Raw genomic sequence first — 17,496 nt, 5'->3', positions numbered from 1 at the left:
ATTTTGAATATTACTTTTTAGTACAAAGGTTTTAGTAAAGCGGATTTTAGTAAAACGACAAACCCATTATTTTAACAATTAACTTATTTGTTTTTACACCCCACCAAGGAGACTATAGATGTCAACTGCATATAAATCAGCGATCGACTTAGTACGTGAATTAAAGCAAAAGCACGGCAACTGGCAGAACATTAGCGAAGTTGATGCTGCACGTATGATGTCACAAAACCGTTTCAAAACGGGTTTGGATATCGCAAAATATACTGCAAAAATCATGCGTCAAGACATGGAAGATTATGACAATGATACGTCTCAGTACACGCAATCTTTAGGTGCATGGCATGGTTTTGTTGCACAGCAAACTATGTACGCTAAGAAAAAATATTTCGGTACGACTTCTAAAACTTACATCTACCTTTCAGGTTGGATGGTAGCTGCCCTACGCTCTGAGTTTGGTCCACTACCTGACCAATCTATGCACGAAAAAACATCTGTACCTAAGCTAATCGAAGAAATCTACACCTTCTTGCGTCAAGCAGATGCTAAAGTATTGAACGACTACTTCCGTGAGCTAAACGCTGCTGAAGAAGCTGGCCAAGACACTTCAGCTATCTTAGAAAAAATCGAAAACTTTGATTCACATGTTGTGCCAATCATCGCTGATATCGATGCAGGTTTCGGTAACGAAGAAGCTACTTACCTATTGACTAAGCAAATGATCGAAGCTGGTGCTTGTGCCATTCAGGTTGAAAACCAAGTATCTGATGCTAAGCAATGTGGTCACCAGGCTGGTAAAGTAACTGTACCGCATGAAGACTTCATCTCTAAGCTAAACGCTATCCGTTATGCATTCCTAGAGCTTGGTGTTGAAGACGGCGTTATCGTTGCTCGTACTGACTCTGAAGGCGCATCATTAACGCAAAAAATTCCAGTATCAAATGAGCCAGGCGATCTTGCTTCTAAATACATCGATTTCATCGAAATGGAAGAAGTAACGCTAGAAAATGCTCAAGAAAATGACAGCCTACTTAAGCACAACGGCAAACTAGTACGCCCAGTTCGTCTACCTAACGGTCTATATCAGTTCCGTGAAGAGACTAACATCGACCGTGTTGTACTTGACTGTGTAACTGCTCTAGAAAACGGCGCTGACCTACTATGGATCGAAACACCAACTCCAGACGTAGAACACATCAAAATGATGGTTGACCGTATTAAAGAGCAACAGCCTAAAGCCAAGCTTGTATACAACAACAGCCCATCATTCAACTGGACGCTTAACTTCCGTAAGCAAGTTATCGCTCAGTGGGAAACCGAGGGTAAAGACATCTCTGCATACAATAAAGATGACTTGATGAGTGCTGATTACGACGGTACTGAGCTTGATGCTGCCGCTGACGTAGCTGCTAAGAACTTCCAACGTGATGCGTCACGTGAAGCTGGTGTATTCCATCACTTAATCACGCTACCGACTTACCACACGACTGCTCTTAGCGTTCATGAACTTGCTAAAGGCTACTTCGGTGAAGAAGGCATGCTTGCTTATGCAGCTGGCGTACAGCGTAAAGAAATCCGCGAAGGCATCTCTTGTGTTAAACACCAAGCAATGGCTGGTTCTGACCTTGGCGATGACCACAAAGAAATCTTCTCAGGCGATAACGCTCTGAAAGCTGGCGGCGGCAAGAACACGATGAACCAGTTCTAATAACCGACAGATTAGCAGTATTTATCAAAAAACCGCCCTACATCATGTAGGGCGGTTTTTTTATTGCAGTTTAAATAATCAGAGAATGGTAGACTTATAGTAATAAAACCATCAATCAGAGCCGTCAGTCAGAATTATTAGGAGCTAATATGCAAGAGATAGAGCTGAAGTTTTTGGTACCAGAGTCGCGACTAAAGGGATTAATGCGTCAAGCAAAAGTTAAATCCTCACAAGTGACGCAACTGGCTGCACACTACTATGATACGCCTGACCAACAGCTTGCACAGGCAGGTATCGGTCTGCGTATTCGCAAAGAAGGTGATACATGGGTACAAACTATTAAAGCTGGTGGTGATGGTATCGCGGCACGCTTAGAGCACAATGCTGTACTCGATAATGAGCAAGTACAAGCGATGCTCGATAATAATGAGCTGATACCTGATTTAACGATATATGAAGACACTTCAGTCGCTGCAGCATTGGTTGACTTTAAACTCAAAAAGCTAGCAAAGACGCTAACACGACTTTATGTGACTGACGTCGAGCGCACTACGCGGTTGCTAACAGAAAGTAATGAGGATGAAACCGATAACTGTATCGAAATGGCTTATGATCAGGGAGAGATTATTCATGGTACTGATGACTCACTACGCAAGGCCATTCAAGAGATAGAGTTTGAACTGGTGTCAGGAGATTTAGATTTTCTATTTACGACTGCCAAAACATGGTGCAAGCGCTATAAGCTGTGTCTATCTACCGTTACCAAAGCTGAAAACGGTGGCCTACTTATTAACGGACAAAGTCACAGTCCAGCAGTCAACGCAAACCTAAGTCAATTGCAAATAGATAAAGACAGTAGTGCGCCTGCCTTTATACGTGCGGTCGTACACAATTGCTTATTACAGATACTACCAAATAGCAGTGCTATCGTCGCTGGCAGTATAGATGACGATCATATTCTACAGTTACGAATTGGTATTGATCGCTTGCGTACTGCGTTGAAAGCATTTGCTGACTTCTCTGATGAGATCAACCCTGAATGGCTGCCGATACTAAAGCAAACTGCAACTTTGCTTAGCGACTACTATCAACTTGCTTATATCAATGCACAAATCGAACCTGAGCTACAAGCATGTGGCGCGCCTGCCGTTGACTGGACGACAGATATCGAAAATATAAAAATCACACCTATCAATACGCTGCAAGCCAATGACTTTCAGATAACCTTGCTGGAGCTGATTGCCTTTACTATGAGCGACCCAAGCATTGAACCTCAGACTGATCAGCTTGCCCGCGATAAGCTAACGAAAGTCCTTTCTAAACAATATAAGAAATGTATTAAAACAAATAAAAAAGCTGACGAAGTAAATGACGAAATAAATGATAACGAGCTTGTGAACGATGACATAAATGTAAGCACAGACATTGCTGATAATGACCAATCTGAAAGCGAGCTGCTCAATCAGTTAAGAGATTTGCGTTACATCAGTGAATTTTCTACGCCTTTACTAAGTAAGAAAAAAGCTAAAAAGAAAACCAAACGTTGGCTAAAAAAGCTGACAAAAGCGCAAAAAGCGTTAGAACAACTGAACGATGATAATCAATATCAGCAGTTTTATGAATTGAAGTCAAAGACAAATGCTAATGCTTTATATGGTGCAGGTTGGTTTACGGCCATACTGACTGATGACCAGAGTCATATTGATGCACGTTTAGCAAAATTTGCGGACAGCTCAACGTTTTGGTAGAAGTAGGAATATTATGTTTATGACGGATACTGCTTTCATAAAGTAAAGCCACTCCATAAAAAAGACAGCTTGTTATATAACCAGCTGTCTTTTTTATTGTGTTCAAATAGTTTCCGTCAGCGCCATGGCTAAATGTGCAACATGTCCTAATTAGCCACAATCGTAACAGGCATACCCTCTTCTACTTGCTCAAATAATTCTACAATATCTTCATTACGCATACGGATACAGCCATGTGATAACGGGATACTCATTGGTTCAGTATCTGGTGTACCGTGAATATAGATATAGCGCTCATAAGTATCGCAACCACCTTGGCAATTGCTACCTTTGTTTAACCCTTCTTCAAGACCGCTTAACCAAAGAATACGGCTCAATATCCAGTCACGCTTGGGATGTAGTTCACCAAGATTTGCATCATATATCTCACCTGTCGGTACACGCCCAACAAATACCGCATTCATAGGCTCACTACCACCTATTTTTTGTTCAATGACATGCCTACCGAGCGGTGTGCAACCACTATCCTGCTGACTACCAATACCATTCTTTGCAGTGGAGACTACGTATCTAACCTCAGTTTGCTGCTGGTACATCGTTAATGTTTGCTCAGCGATATTAATCACGAGTTGTTTATCAAGCGTCTTATTATTGGTCATAAATGCTTCCGACTATTAGTCATTCATCAGATTACTATTAAGGTTATTAGTAAAATGATTGAAAATTTCTATTATCAAGGGATTGTATCAAGACATTTGGCACCGTAATATAGGGGCACACTTTTTGATGCTAGCAGATTATGACGACTATTTCACCGACACGTGTGTCGATGTATGATTTTTTATATCATGATACCCAGCCTATGCTGTCACTTTTGGCCGATGCGGCACAGCTCTCTCTACCGCAAGCTCGCTTAGGAATGGATGCCAGTCTACAAGCCATCGTAAGTGCGCTGCTCGCCTATCAGCAGCGTCATCAGGGACAGGCAGTCAGCAAAAAGCTGTTTAGTCGTAGTGCTGTCAAAGAGTTACGACAGTATAATTCAATGAACTTTGCCACCATTAGCGCCACACTCTACCATCGTCACGATGCAGCAGATGCTGTATTTAGCGATAATGCCCGTGTTATAAAGGCAAGCGAACATATCGCTGAGAAGATTGATGCAACGACGCAGCAGGCTCAAACTCTACTCACCTCTTTGTGCGTGATTGTGCTGCGTGAATTGGCTATTTTGACAGAATACAGTCAACTAGACAGTGATGAGATCAATAAATGGTTTGCACTACAACCACAGTTTTTATCAGCGGCCCGATTTAGCCCAGAGCACACGCATACCTTATCTGCTGAGACAGAAAGCAATAGTGACCTGCCCGAATCAACTACTGAAGCTGTTGAAGCGATAGAGAACAGCTCAGAGAATAATGCGGAGCGTACGTTATTAAATGCTGCTCAGTTATCAAGCACTCCACCTCCTTTTGATTCTTACTGGTATGAGCTGACCGGATTCAAACCTGAAAACTATGAACCTGTGCAAGATATGCAAATGGCAACAGGCAATTATCTAAAGGCCATTGGGCGTTCACCTGACAATCTACAGCAGGGTCGTCACAACGATATGTTGGTATTTACCGAGATGCATGCCGTTGCCTTACCACATCAACGCTGGCTGCTACAATTAGCCAAAATCTCAGATATCTATCTTAGCCGAAATCGACTGCGCGTTAACTCTGAACCAGCCAATCCGCCTAAACCGCCTTTAGTAAGTTTGGGGTTAATCGGCGGCAACAATGATAATACACCGACCACCACTAGTGAAAAGCCCATCGAATATGAGGCTTCCACACCGCTATGGAAAAACCCTGTCATTCTTATCATTATACTTGTCGTTGGTGTCCTTGGTGCACTCGCTACCTTAAAATACCAATCGCAAAAATCTGACGGTGCGATCCTGGCAACTGAAGAAGTATTAGAACAAGATGCCATTGATGAGCGTCAACAGCAAGATGTGGCCATTGTAATGGTAGACGAAGATGAATCTAACGTTGCAGAGACAGAAAAAGCTGAGTAAAGCGTTTTACTTTTGAAACAAATATTTTCGAAGCAACCGTTTGGCAATCATTTATTAACCATAAAAAAAGAGACCCTATCAACATAGAGTCTCTTTTTTGTTGTGCGATCTAGGTTACGAATTGGCTATAAGCAGCTCAAAAACTTACTTAGATAAATCACGACCACGGCTAGCTTCGATAGCTAGACGTAAGCCATTTAGACGGATAAAGCCTTCTGCGTCTTTTTGATCATAAGCGCCCGCATCATCTTCGAAAGTGGCGATTTTTTCATCAAACAATGAATCGTCAGACTTACGACCAACAACGCTCACGCTACCTTTATACAGTTTTACACGTACGGTACCGTTGACATACTCTTGTGATTTGTCAATCAATGCTTGTAGCATCATACGCTCAGGGCTGAACCAATAGCCATTGTAGATGATTTTTGCGTAGCGTGGCATTAGCTCATCTTTTAAATGGGCAGCTTCACGATCAAGCGTTAGCGACTCGATACCGCGATGCGCTTTTAGCATAATCGTGCCCGCTGGCGTCTCGTAGCAACCACGTGATTTCATACCGACGTAACGGTTTTCAACGATATCTAAACGGCCGATACCATGTTTGCCGCCGATTTCGTTCAGCTTAATCATGACTTCATAAGGCTTCAGCGCTTCGCCATCGATAGCAACGATGTCGCCTTTTTCGTATTCTAGTTCTAGATATTGCGCTTCATCAGGTGCTTCTTCTGGGCTGACAGACCAGCGCCACATGTCATCTTCTGCTTCAGTATACGGTTCTTCTAGGACACCGCCTTCATAAGAGATATGCAGTAAGTTTGCATCCATTGAGTAAGGAGATTTTTTCTTGTTGCCCGCATAATCAATGGCGATATCATGCTCTTCAGCATACTTCATCAGGCTTTCACGGCTTGATAGATCCCACTCGCGCCAAGGAGCAATGGTGACTACGTCTGGTGACAAAGCGACTGCACCTAGCTCAAAACGAACTTGGTCATTGCCTTTACCAGTCGCACCATGGCTGATAGCATCGGCGTTATGCTCTTTAGCAATCTCAACCAAGCGCTTGGCAATCAATGGACGAGCAATAGACGTACCTAGCAAGTACTCACCTTCGTAAATGGCGTTAGCACGGAACATAGGGAATACATAATCACGAGCGAACTCTTCGCGCAAATCTTCGATATGAATATGCTTGATACCCATTGCTTGAGCTTTGGCTCGTGCTGGCTCAACTTCTTCGCCTTGACCGATATCAGCGGTAAAGGTGATTACTTCCGCATCATAAGTTTCTTGTAGCCATTTAGCGATGATTGAGGTATCAAGACCACCTGAATAAGCCAAGACGATTTTATTGATATTTTTTGGATCAAGTTGAGCCATGAAGAACTCCCATTATGAAATATAGTTTTAGAAAAGGCGACGATCAAATCGAAAGCAAGTCGAACGATAATTACCTGCTCAGTGTACATCATATTTACTATGGGCAAAAGTCTAACTGCCATAAGGCGTGCGCTTTTGACTTAAATTGTAATCAACCTCATTTTTGCCACCAGAATTTAAACGTCATTTAACGACAAGATATTAATCTTAGCTCGATGAATTATGTACAGATATCTAGCCTTATATTTAGTCAAGTGGGCAAATCTGTTATGATAGTCCCACAATATCACTCCCTTTTGTTTCCTTTATTTGACGATATAGAGCGCTTTGACACTATGACTGATTCGATTAGAGAATTGACCATCCTTCAGCCAGATGACTGGCATATTCATTTGCGTGACGATCTAGCCTTGAGCACGACCGTCCCTCATGCAGCAAGCAGCTTCAACCGTGTCATCTGTATGCCAAACCTTGTGCCTCCAGTCAAAAATGCGCAGGATGCTATTGCCTACCGCGCACGTATCATGGAGCAATTAGCAGCAAGTAACTTAAGTCTTGAGCGCAAGTCAGCTTTTGATCCGCGTATGACTCTATATTTAACAGATAATACCACTGCCCAAGATATCGAGTTGGCAGCGCAGTCAGGTATCGTACAAGCTGTCAAACTCTACCCTGCAGGAGCAACTACCAATTCTGCAGATGGTGTCACCAATATTAATGCCTGCGTCGATGTCTTTGAAGCATTAGAGAAGTACAATTTGCCATTGCTAATTCATGGTGAAGTGACCCAAGACCATATAGATATTTTTGATCGCGAAAAGCGTTTCTTAGATGAAGTGTTGGCACAAATTATCGTGAAATTCCCTACATTAAAAATAGTGGTAGAGCACATCACTACCAGCGATGCGGCAGATTTTGTATTGTCACAAGGTAACCATGTTGCTGCGACTATTACGCCGCAGCATTTGATGTTTAACCGCAATCATCTATTGGTTGGTGGTATCAAACCGCATTTTTATTGCCTACCTATCTTAAAGCGTGAAAGCCACCAAAAAGTGCTATTAGATGTGGCCACTAGTGGTAATCCAAAGTTCTTCTTAGGTACTGACTCTGCGCCACATGCGACAGACAAAAAAGAAGCCGCTTGTGGCTGTGCAGGTTGCTATAGTGCAGCCACGGCGTTGCCTTTGTATGCGACCGCCTTTGACAGTGTTGGAAAGATAGATAAGTTAGAGGGTTTTGCCAGTCGTTTTGGCGCTCAGTTCTATGGCTTACCTCTCAATGAAAGCACTATCACGCTTGTCAACACGCCTATGCAAGTACCGACTGACTATCCTTATTTTGATGGTGCTTCATTGACCCCCTTAATGGCAGGTGAGACGCTACCTTGGTCAATTAAGGCTTAACGCCCGCAAAGCTTAACATTCAATAAACGACCTATTATTTTATCCTATGATATTAATGATACCTTTGTAGTAGATTTCTTTGTACTAAAGGTGCAGTTAGTATCATAGGATGCTTATTTCTTATTCAATATATTAGTACGACTGATAAAAGTGATTTAACTTTATATGACCAATCAAAACATAGCGACCTTGCCTGACGAAGACTTATCAAACCCTAAATCTGCTAGTCTTGATGCTACTCTAAGCACTTCCCCGAAAGATGCAGCTTCAGTGACAGATGAGCAAGCACCTATGGCCTTAAAAGACCGCTTTCGCAAGTTCTTGCCTGTCGTTGTCGACGTGGAAACAGCAGGCTTCAATGCCCAGACCGATGCCCTGTTAGAAATTGCCTGTATTCCCGTCTTACTGAATGAGCAAGGTGTATTTTATCCAGGTGAAGCTTTTAATGCTCATATCGAGCCTTTTGAAGGCGCAAACTTAGAGCCAAGTGCGCTTGCATTTACCGGCATTGACCCTAAAAATCCAATGCGTAAAGCCATTGCTGAAGATGAAAAAACAGCATTGCGCCGCATCTTTAAAGGGTTAAAAGACGTACGCCGTGACGAAGAATGTCGTCAATGTGTCTTAATTGGGCACAATGCCCATTTTGACTTGGCTTTTTTGAATGCAGCTGTGCTACGAACCAATAGCAAAAACCACAATCCATTTCATAACTTTTCAGTATTCGATACCGTAACCTTATCAGCATTGGCATTTGGTCAAACCGTCCTAGCACGCGCTTGTAAAGCAGCAGGATTGGAGTTTGATGGCAAGAATGCTCACTCAGCTTTGTATGACACTCAAAAGACTGCTGAACTATTCTGTCATATACTAAATAACTACCCTATGTTGGCCAATGCGCTGCATGATGAAGAGGCGAAAGAAGAGTCAGCTGATAGCGACAGTCAATAAATCACATATCCTATATTGCCAATCATACATAATAGTGCTATTTGTAATACTTGATGACTTTAACATCTTGATTTGGCAATCAATAGGGATATGATTGATATCACAATATATAGACGGAACTATTTTCATGATTACAGACATAGTTATTCTATTGGATATGAATAACTGTCTGATGATAAAATATCACTCTTAAGCGATGTAATTATATCCTATAGATGGTTTAAGTTGCTCACACTGTCTTGATAGTAAGCATTATCAAGATTAATAGGAGGGACTTTATTATGGATCCACAGCTCAAGTTATGGGGCACCATTCTCGGCTATATGCTACTCGCATTGACGATTAGTGCCTGTACTTCTTTATGGATTCGCTATCATTTAAAGCGAAATGACCTGCATCCACGTCGCGCAATTAAAAAAAGATATTTAATTTTAAAAAGACGTAGAAAAAGGCTTGACAGGAAGCGCCGACGCTATTAAAATACGCACCACTTCAGCATAAATGGTGAAAGCAGTTGAAGTGTTGTTACTAGTCCCCATCGTCTAGAGGCCTAGGACACCGCCCTTTCACGGCGGTAACGGGGGTTCGAATCCCCCTGGGGACGCCACTATTTGGCGTCACTTATTAGCACTTTTGCTTAGCATTAGATTAGACTAACAAGCGTACCACCAAAACCCAGTTCATAATTTATTATGAACTGGGTTTTTTTATGTCTCTCATTAAGAGCCAACTTATTCTTTCAAATAAAAAAGCCAGCATTCAATTGAATGCTGGCTTTTTCTATTTGGCTGTCTTATTAAGTATAAATATAACTTGGCTCAATGGGAACTTTATTCATATCTATCGATTACAGCAGTAACCATAGCAACGTAGCCACTATCATCAATCCCAATATCGTCTGGATTAAAAAGAACGCCTGATGCTGCCCTACAACTTTACTTAAAGTCACCCCTAGCGTACTGTATTTGACAGGAGGCGTATCGACGTTACCTGTTCTCGTTTGCTCTTCATAGTAGCCCTGCAACACGTCCAAGAACTTCTGCCACTCATTAGAATCCCACTCATACGGCTTAAATGGCATTAACTTTTTAAGCTCAGGCTCTTTAATCATCCAACGCTCAAGGGTAATCGAACGTAATGACCAACTGGCAAAACGACGTTTGGTAATTTCAGAAAAATCTAAAATCTTTAATTCTTTATGTCGATCATCTACCAACAAACGATTTTTTAGATTAGTTAGTGCCTGCTCTGAGCCTTCGACACACTGTAAAAAGTAGCCATTGCCATAGCAAAGAATACCCGTGACATTATCTATTTGATTGCGTTCAACCGCGGTCTCTGAGATATCATTAAGCGTACTAGGACTTGAAAGACCAGTAGAGGTAATCCGGCTTATATATACAAGCTGGCAGAGATCTGGCGTTACTGGATTTGTTGAATCGTTGATTGTTGACAATCAGCTTCTCCCTATTATCAGGTAAATGTCGCTAAAACAATCATACTAACTTCAGAAAAAATATAGAGACAACATAACTAAGCGTAATGAATCGGTCTGATATATTATTGATTTTATAAGTTTTTATATTAATTGTATTAAGTTAGTTACATCATAGGTTAGTTTGGTCATTAAAGCAACCTATTACTGGACATAGGCCCGCTCAGACACAAAAAACATATGTAATAACCATATTATATTCCAAAGTAGATTATATATATCCTCGGTATAGGTTTTAGTAATAGATTATTTTTGAATTCATTAATTTTTAAGAATAGTACAGAAAATTTTAACGAGGATATAGTGATTACTGAAGCCATAATTCTTATCATGGCCACCATTAAATATAAAAGGAGTAAAACTGATGCTCGTTAGCAGAAGCAGAGTTAAGGCTAAGACTGAAGCGCCATAATCGCTGTTAACAGTACCGCATCATCAGGATAGGTAAGTTTTATATTCTGGCGACTACCAGAGACTAAGCGTATTGGTAAACCTAGTTGTTCAAAAGCACTGGCTTCATCTGTGATGCTTAGCTGATGTTCAAACACATGATTTAGGACTTTTTTTAATTGACCTAAGCGGAATACTTGCGGGGTTTGTGCTTGCCACATGTTGCTACGATCAATGGTAGATTTGGCATAAGAGTGTGCACGACTCTCTTCTGTAGTTGTAGCTTGCTGATAAGAAGCTTTTAACGTATCGGCTACTGGTGTCGCTAGAATAGCGCCGTAAGGCTCCAGCATCGCGGCTTCAATCACTTGATCGATATCTGAACTTGGTACAGCGGGACGTGCTGCATCGTGAATAAGCACCAAATCTGAATCATCAGCACCTGTCTTACTAATTGCTTCAACGCCTGCTTGTACTGACTGCCAACGCTCTGCTCCGCCGACTGCATAGTGTACACGAAGGGCAAACTCTAATTGTTGAGCCGTGCTGTCATCGGCTGATATGACCAATAGACACCTATCGATGTAATCGCTACAAGCAAGTCGTGCCACGCTATGCTGCAATAGCGTCTGACCTTCTAGCATTGTATATTGCTTGGCGATAGACGCACCAAAACGGCTGCCGCGACCAGCTGCGACGATCATGGCATGTATATTAGGGGTTGTATTCATAGTAGTGTACTCATGGTTTGAGCCCATGACAGTATATGTAAAGAGGAATAAAGCAGGTGTTAAGTGTGATGAATGGTGTCAAATAACAACATTATGATGCTGCATCATGAAAATTAATTCATGTCGTAAAAATTAGTGTATTCGTGAAAGCTAGTGTATTTATAAAGCTAATAGTTGCTGTGCGTGGTTGGTGCGGTAGATACTTGGACAAAAGTCTCATTGGGTTTGATTAAACCCAAATCTAAGCGAGCATGCTCTTCTACGGCCTCAAGCCCCGTTTTTAAATCTTGAACATCGGTGCGTAATAGATTATTTGCCCCAACTTGATTGTCATTCAAGCGTTGTTGCTCTTCGATTTGAGCCGTCAACTTATTGTGTTCAAAACGGCCATTTTCACCCAACCAATACTGATATTGTAATCCTAAAAGCACTGCAACGGCTAAAGCAAGTAGTATAAATTGGCTAAAATATTTCATAAGATGATAACGCCAAACGGTATAAAAAAAGATAGTAAAATTTAAGCTGATTAGGCGATATACAAATGATTATATATCGCCCAAATATTGACTTCAGCTGATGAGCCTAGGCTTTTTAGCGTATAGTACGCGCCAAAGAGCCAGTCAAACTCTTAGCCACGTAGACCGATAAACTCTTCACGGCCACGATAGCTTGCGCGTACTTGCTGCTCGATACGTAGCAATTGGTTGTACTTCGCTACGCGGTCTGAACGGCATAGTGAGCCAGTTTTGATCTGACCTGCCGCTGTACCAACTGCCAAATCTGCAATGGTGCTGTCTTCAGTTTCACCTGAACGATGTGAAATGATAGTTGCATAGCCATTTTTCTTAGCCATATAAATCGCATCTAGCGTTTCTGACAAAGTACCAATTTGGTTAAATTTAATCAAAATAGCATTGGCAATATGCTTATCAATACCTTCTTGCAAGATTGTAGGATTGGTTACAAACAAATCATCACCAACCAATTGAACTTTATCGCCAATCTGCTCGGTCAGATATTTCCAGCCATCCCAATCCGACTCGTCAAGACCATCTTCGATAGAGATAATAGGATACTGACGTGCCAGCCCAACTAGGTAGTCTGAGAACCCTTGGCTATCAAAGGCTTTGTTGCCTTCGCCTGCCAAAACGTATTGACCGTTTTTGTAAAACTCACTAGCCGCACAATCTAGCGCAAGATGGATATCTTCGCCAGCTTTGTAGCCAACTTGTTCAATCGCTTGCATAATGACCGTGATGGCTTCTTCATTACTACGTAGGTTCGGTGCAAAACCACCTTCATCACCAACGGCAGTGTTGAGACCTTGAGACTTCAATACTGACTTTAAGCTATGGAAAATCTCTGTACCAGCACGTAGCGCTTCTGAGAAGCTTGTGAAGCCTACAGGCTCAATCATAAACTCTTGGATATCAACGGTGTTGTCCGCGTGCTCGCCACCGTTCAAGATGTTCATCATCGGCACAGGCATGGTCAACGACGTTTGATTACGTAGATTGGCAATGTATTGATGTAATGGCAAATTCTGTGACTTGGCTGCCGCTTTTGCTGTAGCAAGTGACACCGCTAGCATGGCATTAGCACCCAAGCTTTCTTTATTTTCTGTACCATCTAGTGCAATCATGGCATCATCAATAGCCTGTTGCTCAGTCACATCTTTGTCAATCAAGGCACTGCGGATTTGACTGTTGACATTAGAAACGGCTTTTTTGACGCCTTTACCCATAAAGCGGGTCTTGTCGCCATCACGTAGCTCAAGCGCTTCACGTGAGCCTGTTGATGCGCCACTTGGAGCAGCAGCACGGCCGACGGTACCGTCAGCTAAAATAACATCAGCTTCGATAGTTGGGTTGCCGCGCGAGTCTAAAATTTCACGAGCGCGAATGTCTTTAATTGCGGTGACGTTGTTGGTTTCTTCAGCGTACATAATGTCTGTTAATTCCTTTGGTCATGCCAAGTTTGTGAGATAAATAACGGCAGCTAGCATACAAAAAAGATAAAGCAAAATATCATATAGCGCGTAGTCCTAAAAACCCTTTATACCTTTCTATCTTGTGGCTATCGTTACCTAGCAATTAGAGGGATATAAAGCATATTAATAGTCGGCTATAGTGCTTGGCATCATAGCATATATTTTACCAAACTTCCCTTATCTTACACCGACTTGCCGTCATAAAAACAATCTTAGAGATACATATATGCGATGATTGCCTCTTTTATATTTGTAGAATACCTAAGCAAATATGATAGCTACTATTTCGCTATGCGCTTATTATCCGTATGAGAGGTGGATACCGTATTATCTAACTCAATCTCTGTCTTAAACCGTGTCAATCGTAGTGCATTCATGAGTACTGAGATGGAGCTAAGCGCCATAGCAGCGGCAGCAATCATCGGATTTAAAAACCCAAACGCAGCAAGCGGAATACCAAGACAGTTATAAATAAAGGCAAAAAACAGATTTTGCTTAATATTGCGTAGCGTTGCTTGAGCGATTTTTTGTGCCGCATCGATATGCATGAGCGACTCACCCATGAGACGTGCAGAGGCACTATGCTGCGCGACATCAGTCCCCTCAAACATCGCAAAACTGGCGTCGGCAGTGGCCATCGCTGGTGCATCGTTGACGCCGTCTCCTGCCATCGCTACCTTATGACCAGCAGTTTGCAATAGTGCAATTTGACTGGCCTTGTCACGTGGGCTCATTTTGCCATAAGCCTTATCAATACCCAACTGCCCTGCTACATGATCGACGACGGACTGCTTATCACCACTCATCAAAATGACATTGATACCCGCATCTTGTAGTGCAGCGATTGCTTGCGGCGTATCTGCTTTTAAGTCATCGGCTAGTGCAAATGCACCTAGTGGCTCATCATTGATACTAATCGCAACGGTACTGGCAATTTGCCATACTTTTGGCATAAATCTTGGCAACGTCAAGTTCGCAAACTCTGCCGTACCCACTTTTATCAGCCCAAGACCTTCGATATTTGCTTGTATACCAGCACCTTTTATCACACTGATGTCAGTCACATTAAATAGAGACAGTTGGCGGTCTTTAGCTGTATTGACGAGAGCCGTTGCTAATGGATGACTGGCGTGCGCTTCGACACTGGCTGCAATCCGCAGCACATCGTCCACAGCAAGCGACTTATCCACCATGACATGATCGACGATAGTAGGTTTACCAATCGTCAATGTACCCGTTTTATCGAGCACTACCGTATCGATATTGCCTGCTGCCTCAAGACTTTGTGCATCCTTGAACCACACACCGTGACGCGCAGCAACCCCCATACCTGCCATAATGGCTGCTGGCGTGGCTAGACCAAGCGCACAAGGACAAGCAATGACCAATACTGAGACGGCGTGCATCAAGGCAGTATCGATCATGCCTGTCAGCCACCATGTTAGCCCAAAAGTAACCAAAGCAATGGTCACTACAATTGGCACAAACACGGCGGTCACTCTATCAGCCAGCCGCGCCAAATTAGCTTTTGAGCCTTGCGCATCACTCAGGGCTTGCACCATATCACCAAGCTTGGTGTCATGACCCTTGGCACTAACGCGATAGAGCAAACTGCCATTCTCCACCAAAGCACCTGCAAGTAGTCCATCGCCCGCTTCTTTTTTGAGCGCTATTGACTCACCTGTTAAGTGACTCTCCACACACCAGCCGCTACCATCTGTGACGGTGCCATCGGTTGCGACACGGCTACCTTGTTTTGCACGCAAGATATCGCCTATTTGCACATCAGACAGTGCAATGTTATGAAAATCACCATTTAGTTGCTGCTGCTCGACTTCATCGGGCGTCAATGACAATAATAAATCAATGCTGTTGAGGCTATGCTTCTTGGTACGTTCCTCCAAGTATTTACCAGTTCGCACAAAAGCAATAACCATCACCCCTGCTTCAAAATATACGGCTGGGCTATTGCTAGCAACGTGTCCGACCATGTGTCCGTTTTGCAAGAGGCTCCCCAAAGTGCCATCGCCATGCGTGAGCCACAGATAAGTCGAATATGCCCATATCGTCACGGTACCAATCACTACCAGTACATCCATATTGGCAAGACCGCCTTTTATAGATGCCCATGCGCTCTTATAGAATGGTAACGCAAAACCGAACTGTACAACCGTCGCTAAAATAAACTGAATCCAAATGGGCGGCATCCACGCCATCCCAGCACCCACCAACATGCCTGCCATACCTACCAAAAACGGCACCAAGCACAACCATAAACCAATCAATCGCCATGGGTATTGGGTGGCTGTGTCTTCATCTGTTTTTGCAAATAAACTGTCGCTGGCCTGTAGATTGGCAACAAAACCCGTCTTGTTTACCCATTCTGTCACTTGTTCTGGCGTCGCTTGCGTTGGATCATAATCTACATTTGCCGTCTCACCAGCAAAACTCACACTTACCTCGTACACCGAAGGCTTTTTTTTAAGCACCTTCTCGATTCTTGAGGCGCAGGCCTGACAAGTCATGCCATCAATTGCCAATTGCAAATGCGCGCGTTGCGGTGTCAGTGGCGTGTTGGACTCAACATCAGTTTCGACATCATAAGACTCATCTTTGGTAGTACGGGTGGTATCGTTCATAAATAAAACTCGTCATGGTGCCTATAAATTTGTAGGAACCACGATAAAATATCAGTGGGTGGGCAAAAAATTCAAATAAAGGAATTGAGTAATATCGTATTCAGTATTAGTGTTTTAGACAAAGTAGCAATGTATCAAAATATTGAGACTGAATGCTCATAATCGTTAATCATTAAAAAACCAGCTATCATGCTTGTAATAACACGTTAGCTGGTTCTGTAAGTAAGTGATGAGATTTATGAGTTAGCAACTGTCGCCTCAAATCCCGCATCGTCAATAGCTGAAGCAATAGCCTCTGCACTGGTTTTGCTATCATCAAAGGTTATCGTCGCTAAGTTATCAGCAAGGTCAACGGTAATAGTCTCTAATCCATCAATATCGGCTGTTGCTGTATGTACGCTTGCTACGCATCCGCCACAAGTCATACCGTTAATTTTAATAATACGTGTTTGATCTGCCATATTAGGCTCCTTATTTTTATTAGTAACAGGCAGCTCTAATAGTGATTCTGTTAATGCTTACTTTAATATTTTTTAAATTATCAAAGTAAGAGCAACTATCAAAGCTACATTAAATAAGCATAAGCCCTATTATCCTCGACAACAAGGCCGTTTGGTTGTTGCTTTATTAACGAGATGCTATTAACGAGACAGTAACTTATTAATAAAAACGTAAAAGAGCGCATCAACAAATTTATAGCAATAGCTATTTGTAATTATAAATCGTTATGGTGCGGGTTCTGCGGTGAATCAATCGGAAATGGCTGAGTCACATAGTCAACCATACTAATCGCTGCTGTTAAGGCATGGATACTAGTATCTGTATCATCATAGCTTACCGTTGCGACATTATGCTTAGGATCCAAACTAATAGCCGTCACGCCTGAGATATTCTTAAGCACAGTCATTACGCTATCTAAGCCCTCTGCATCATCGATATTTTCGATGCTTACTTGCGCCATCTGAATTGCCATTGTATAGCCCTCTTATT

15 protein-coding genes and 1 tRNA gene are annotated in these 17,496 nt (G+C 42.4%); 7 read left to right on the top strand and 9 right to left on the bottom strand.

Annotated elements, in window-relative coordinates; translation table 11 throughout:
• The first annotated feature begins 118 nt into the window (after nt 1-118).
• Both JMX91_RS06725 and JMX91_RS06720 read left to right on the top strand, forming a co-directional pair.
• Complete coding sequence (locus JMX91_RS06725; RefSeq protein ID WP_201548219.1) at nt 119-1,705, top strand: isocitrate lyase; 1,587 nt, start codon at nt 119-121, stop codon at nt 1,703-1,705.
• Nucleotides 1,706-1,854: 149 nt separating this feature from the next.
• Nucleotides 1,855-3,453, top strand: coding sequence for a CYTH and CHAD domain-containing protein (locus tag JMX91_RS06720; RefSeq protein WP_201548218.1), 1,599 nt, complete (start codon nt 1,855-1,857; stop codon nt 3,451-3,453).
• Between the two features lie 146 nt (nt 3,454-3,599).
• Here the strand turns inward: JMX91_RS06720 and JMX91_RS06715 are convergent, their stop codons facing one another.
• Nucleotides 3,600-4,112 (bottom strand): L,D-transpeptidase, encoded by a 513-nt coding sequence (locus JMX91_RS06715; RefSeq protein ID WP_201548217.1) that lies wholly within the window; start codon nt 4,110-4,112, stop codon nt 3,600-3,602.
• 140 nt (nt 4,113-4,252) lie between these two features.
• Here JMX91_RS06715 and JMX91_RS06710 point away from each other — a divergent pair, with 140 nt between their 5' ends.
• Nucleotides 4,253-5,521: a hypothetical protein gene (locus JMX91_RS06710; RefSeq protein WP_201548216.1), complete on the top strand. Its 1,269-nt coding sequence runs from the start codon at nt 4,253-4,255 to the stop codon at nt 5,519-5,521.
• Between the two features lie 144 nt (nt 5,522-5,665).
• On the opposite strand, the gene JMX91_RS06705 is transcribed toward JMX91_RS06710, so the two are convergent.
• Nucleotides 5,666-6,904, bottom strand: coding sequence for an argininosuccinate synthase (locus JMX91_RS06705; RefSeq protein WP_057761167.1), 1,239 nt, complete (start codon nt 6,902-6,904; stop codon nt 5,666-5,668).
• Nucleotides 6,905-7,239: 335 nt separating this feature from the next.
• On the opposite strand from JMX91_RS06705, the gene pyrC reads away from it, so the two are divergent.
• From pyrC to JMX91_RS06685, 4 genes are all read left to right on the top strand, one after another.
• Nucleotides 7,240-8,310: a dihydroorotase gene (gene pyrC / locus JMX91_RS06700; RefSeq protein ID WP_201548215.1), complete on the top strand. Its 1,071-nt coding sequence runs from the start codon at nt 7,240-7,242 to the stop codon at nt 8,308-8,310.
• Nucleotides 8,311-8,601: 291 nt separating this feature from the next.
• Complete coding sequence (gene rnt / locus JMX91_RS06695; RefSeq protein ID WP_227679316.1) at nt 8,602-9,261, top strand: ribonuclease T; 660 nt, start codon at nt 8,602-8,604, stop codon at nt 9,259-9,261.
• 281 nt (nt 9,262-9,542) lie between these two features.
• A complete protein-coding gene (locus JMX91_RS06690) occupies nt 9,543-9,740 on the top strand; it encodes a hypothetical protein (RefSeq protein WP_134292217.1) in 198 nt (65 codons plus the stop codon).
• A gap of 52 nt (nt 9,741-9,792) precedes the next feature.
• Nucleotides 9,793-9,868: transfer RNA gene (locus JMX91_RS06685), tRNA-Glu, on the top strand.
• 240 nt (nt 9,869-10,108) lie between these two features.
• Here JMX91_RS06685 and JMX91_RS06680 read toward each other — a convergent pair.
• The 7 genes from JMX91_RS06680 to JMX91_RS06650 form a co-directional block, all read right to left on the bottom strand.
• Entirely contained in the window at nt 10,109-10,717 is a 609-nt protein-coding gene (locus JMX91_RS06680; RefSeq protein ID WP_201548214.1) for a BLUF domain-containing protein, read from the bottom strand.
• A gap of 431 nt (nt 10,718-11,148) precedes the next feature.
• On the bottom strand, nt 11,149-11,877 hold the full coding sequence (ispD, locus tag JMX91_RS06675) for a 2-C-methyl-D-erythritol 4-phosphate cytidylyltransferase (RefSeq protein ID WP_227679312.1): 729 nt from the start codon (nt 11,875-11,877) through the stop codon (nt 11,149-11,151).
• Nucleotides 11,878-12,044: 167 nt separating this feature from the next.
• Entirely contained in the window at nt 12,045-12,353 is a 309-nt protein-coding gene (locus JMX91_RS06670; RefSeq protein ID WP_201548212.1) for an FtsB family cell division protein, read from the bottom strand.
• Between the two features lie 152 nt (nt 12,354-12,505).
• Nucleotides 12,506-13,822 carry a phosphopyruvate hydratase gene (eno, locus tag JMX91_RS06665; RefSeq protein WP_201548211.1) on the bottom strand — a complete coding sequence of 439 codons (1,317 nt, stop codon included), beginning with the start codon at nt 13,820-13,822 and terminating at the stop codon, nt 12,506-12,508.
• A gap of 326 nt (nt 13,823-14,148) precedes the next feature.
• Complete coding sequence (locus JMX91_RS06660) at nt 14,149-16,506, bottom strand: heavy metal translocating P-type ATPase (protein WP_201548210.1); 2,358 nt, start codon at nt 16,504-16,506, stop codon at nt 14,149-14,151.
• A gap of 236 nt (nt 16,507-16,742) precedes the next feature.
• Entirely contained in the window at nt 16,743-16,967 is a 225-nt protein-coding gene (locus JMX91_RS06655) for a heavy-metal-associated domain-containing protein (protein WP_201548209.1), read from the bottom strand.
• Nucleotides 16,968-17,221: 254 nt separating this feature from the next.
• Nucleotides 17,222-17,479 carry a heavy-metal-associated domain-containing protein gene (locus tag JMX91_RS06650; RefSeq protein WP_201548208.1) on the bottom strand — a complete coding sequence of 86 codons (258 nt, stop codon included), beginning with the start codon at nt 17,477-17,479 and terminating at the stop codon, nt 17,222-17,224.
• Nucleotides 17,480-17,496: the final 17 nt, after the last annotated feature.

The organism is Psychrobacter sp. Pi2-1 (assembly GCF_904846645.1).
Lineage (GTDB): Bacteria > Pseudomonadota > Gammaproteobacteria > Pseudomonadales > Moraxellaceae > Psychrobacter.
The sequence above is the reverse complement of the archived record's forward strand: the minus strand, read 5'-3'. Positions and strand labels throughout refer to the sequence as shown.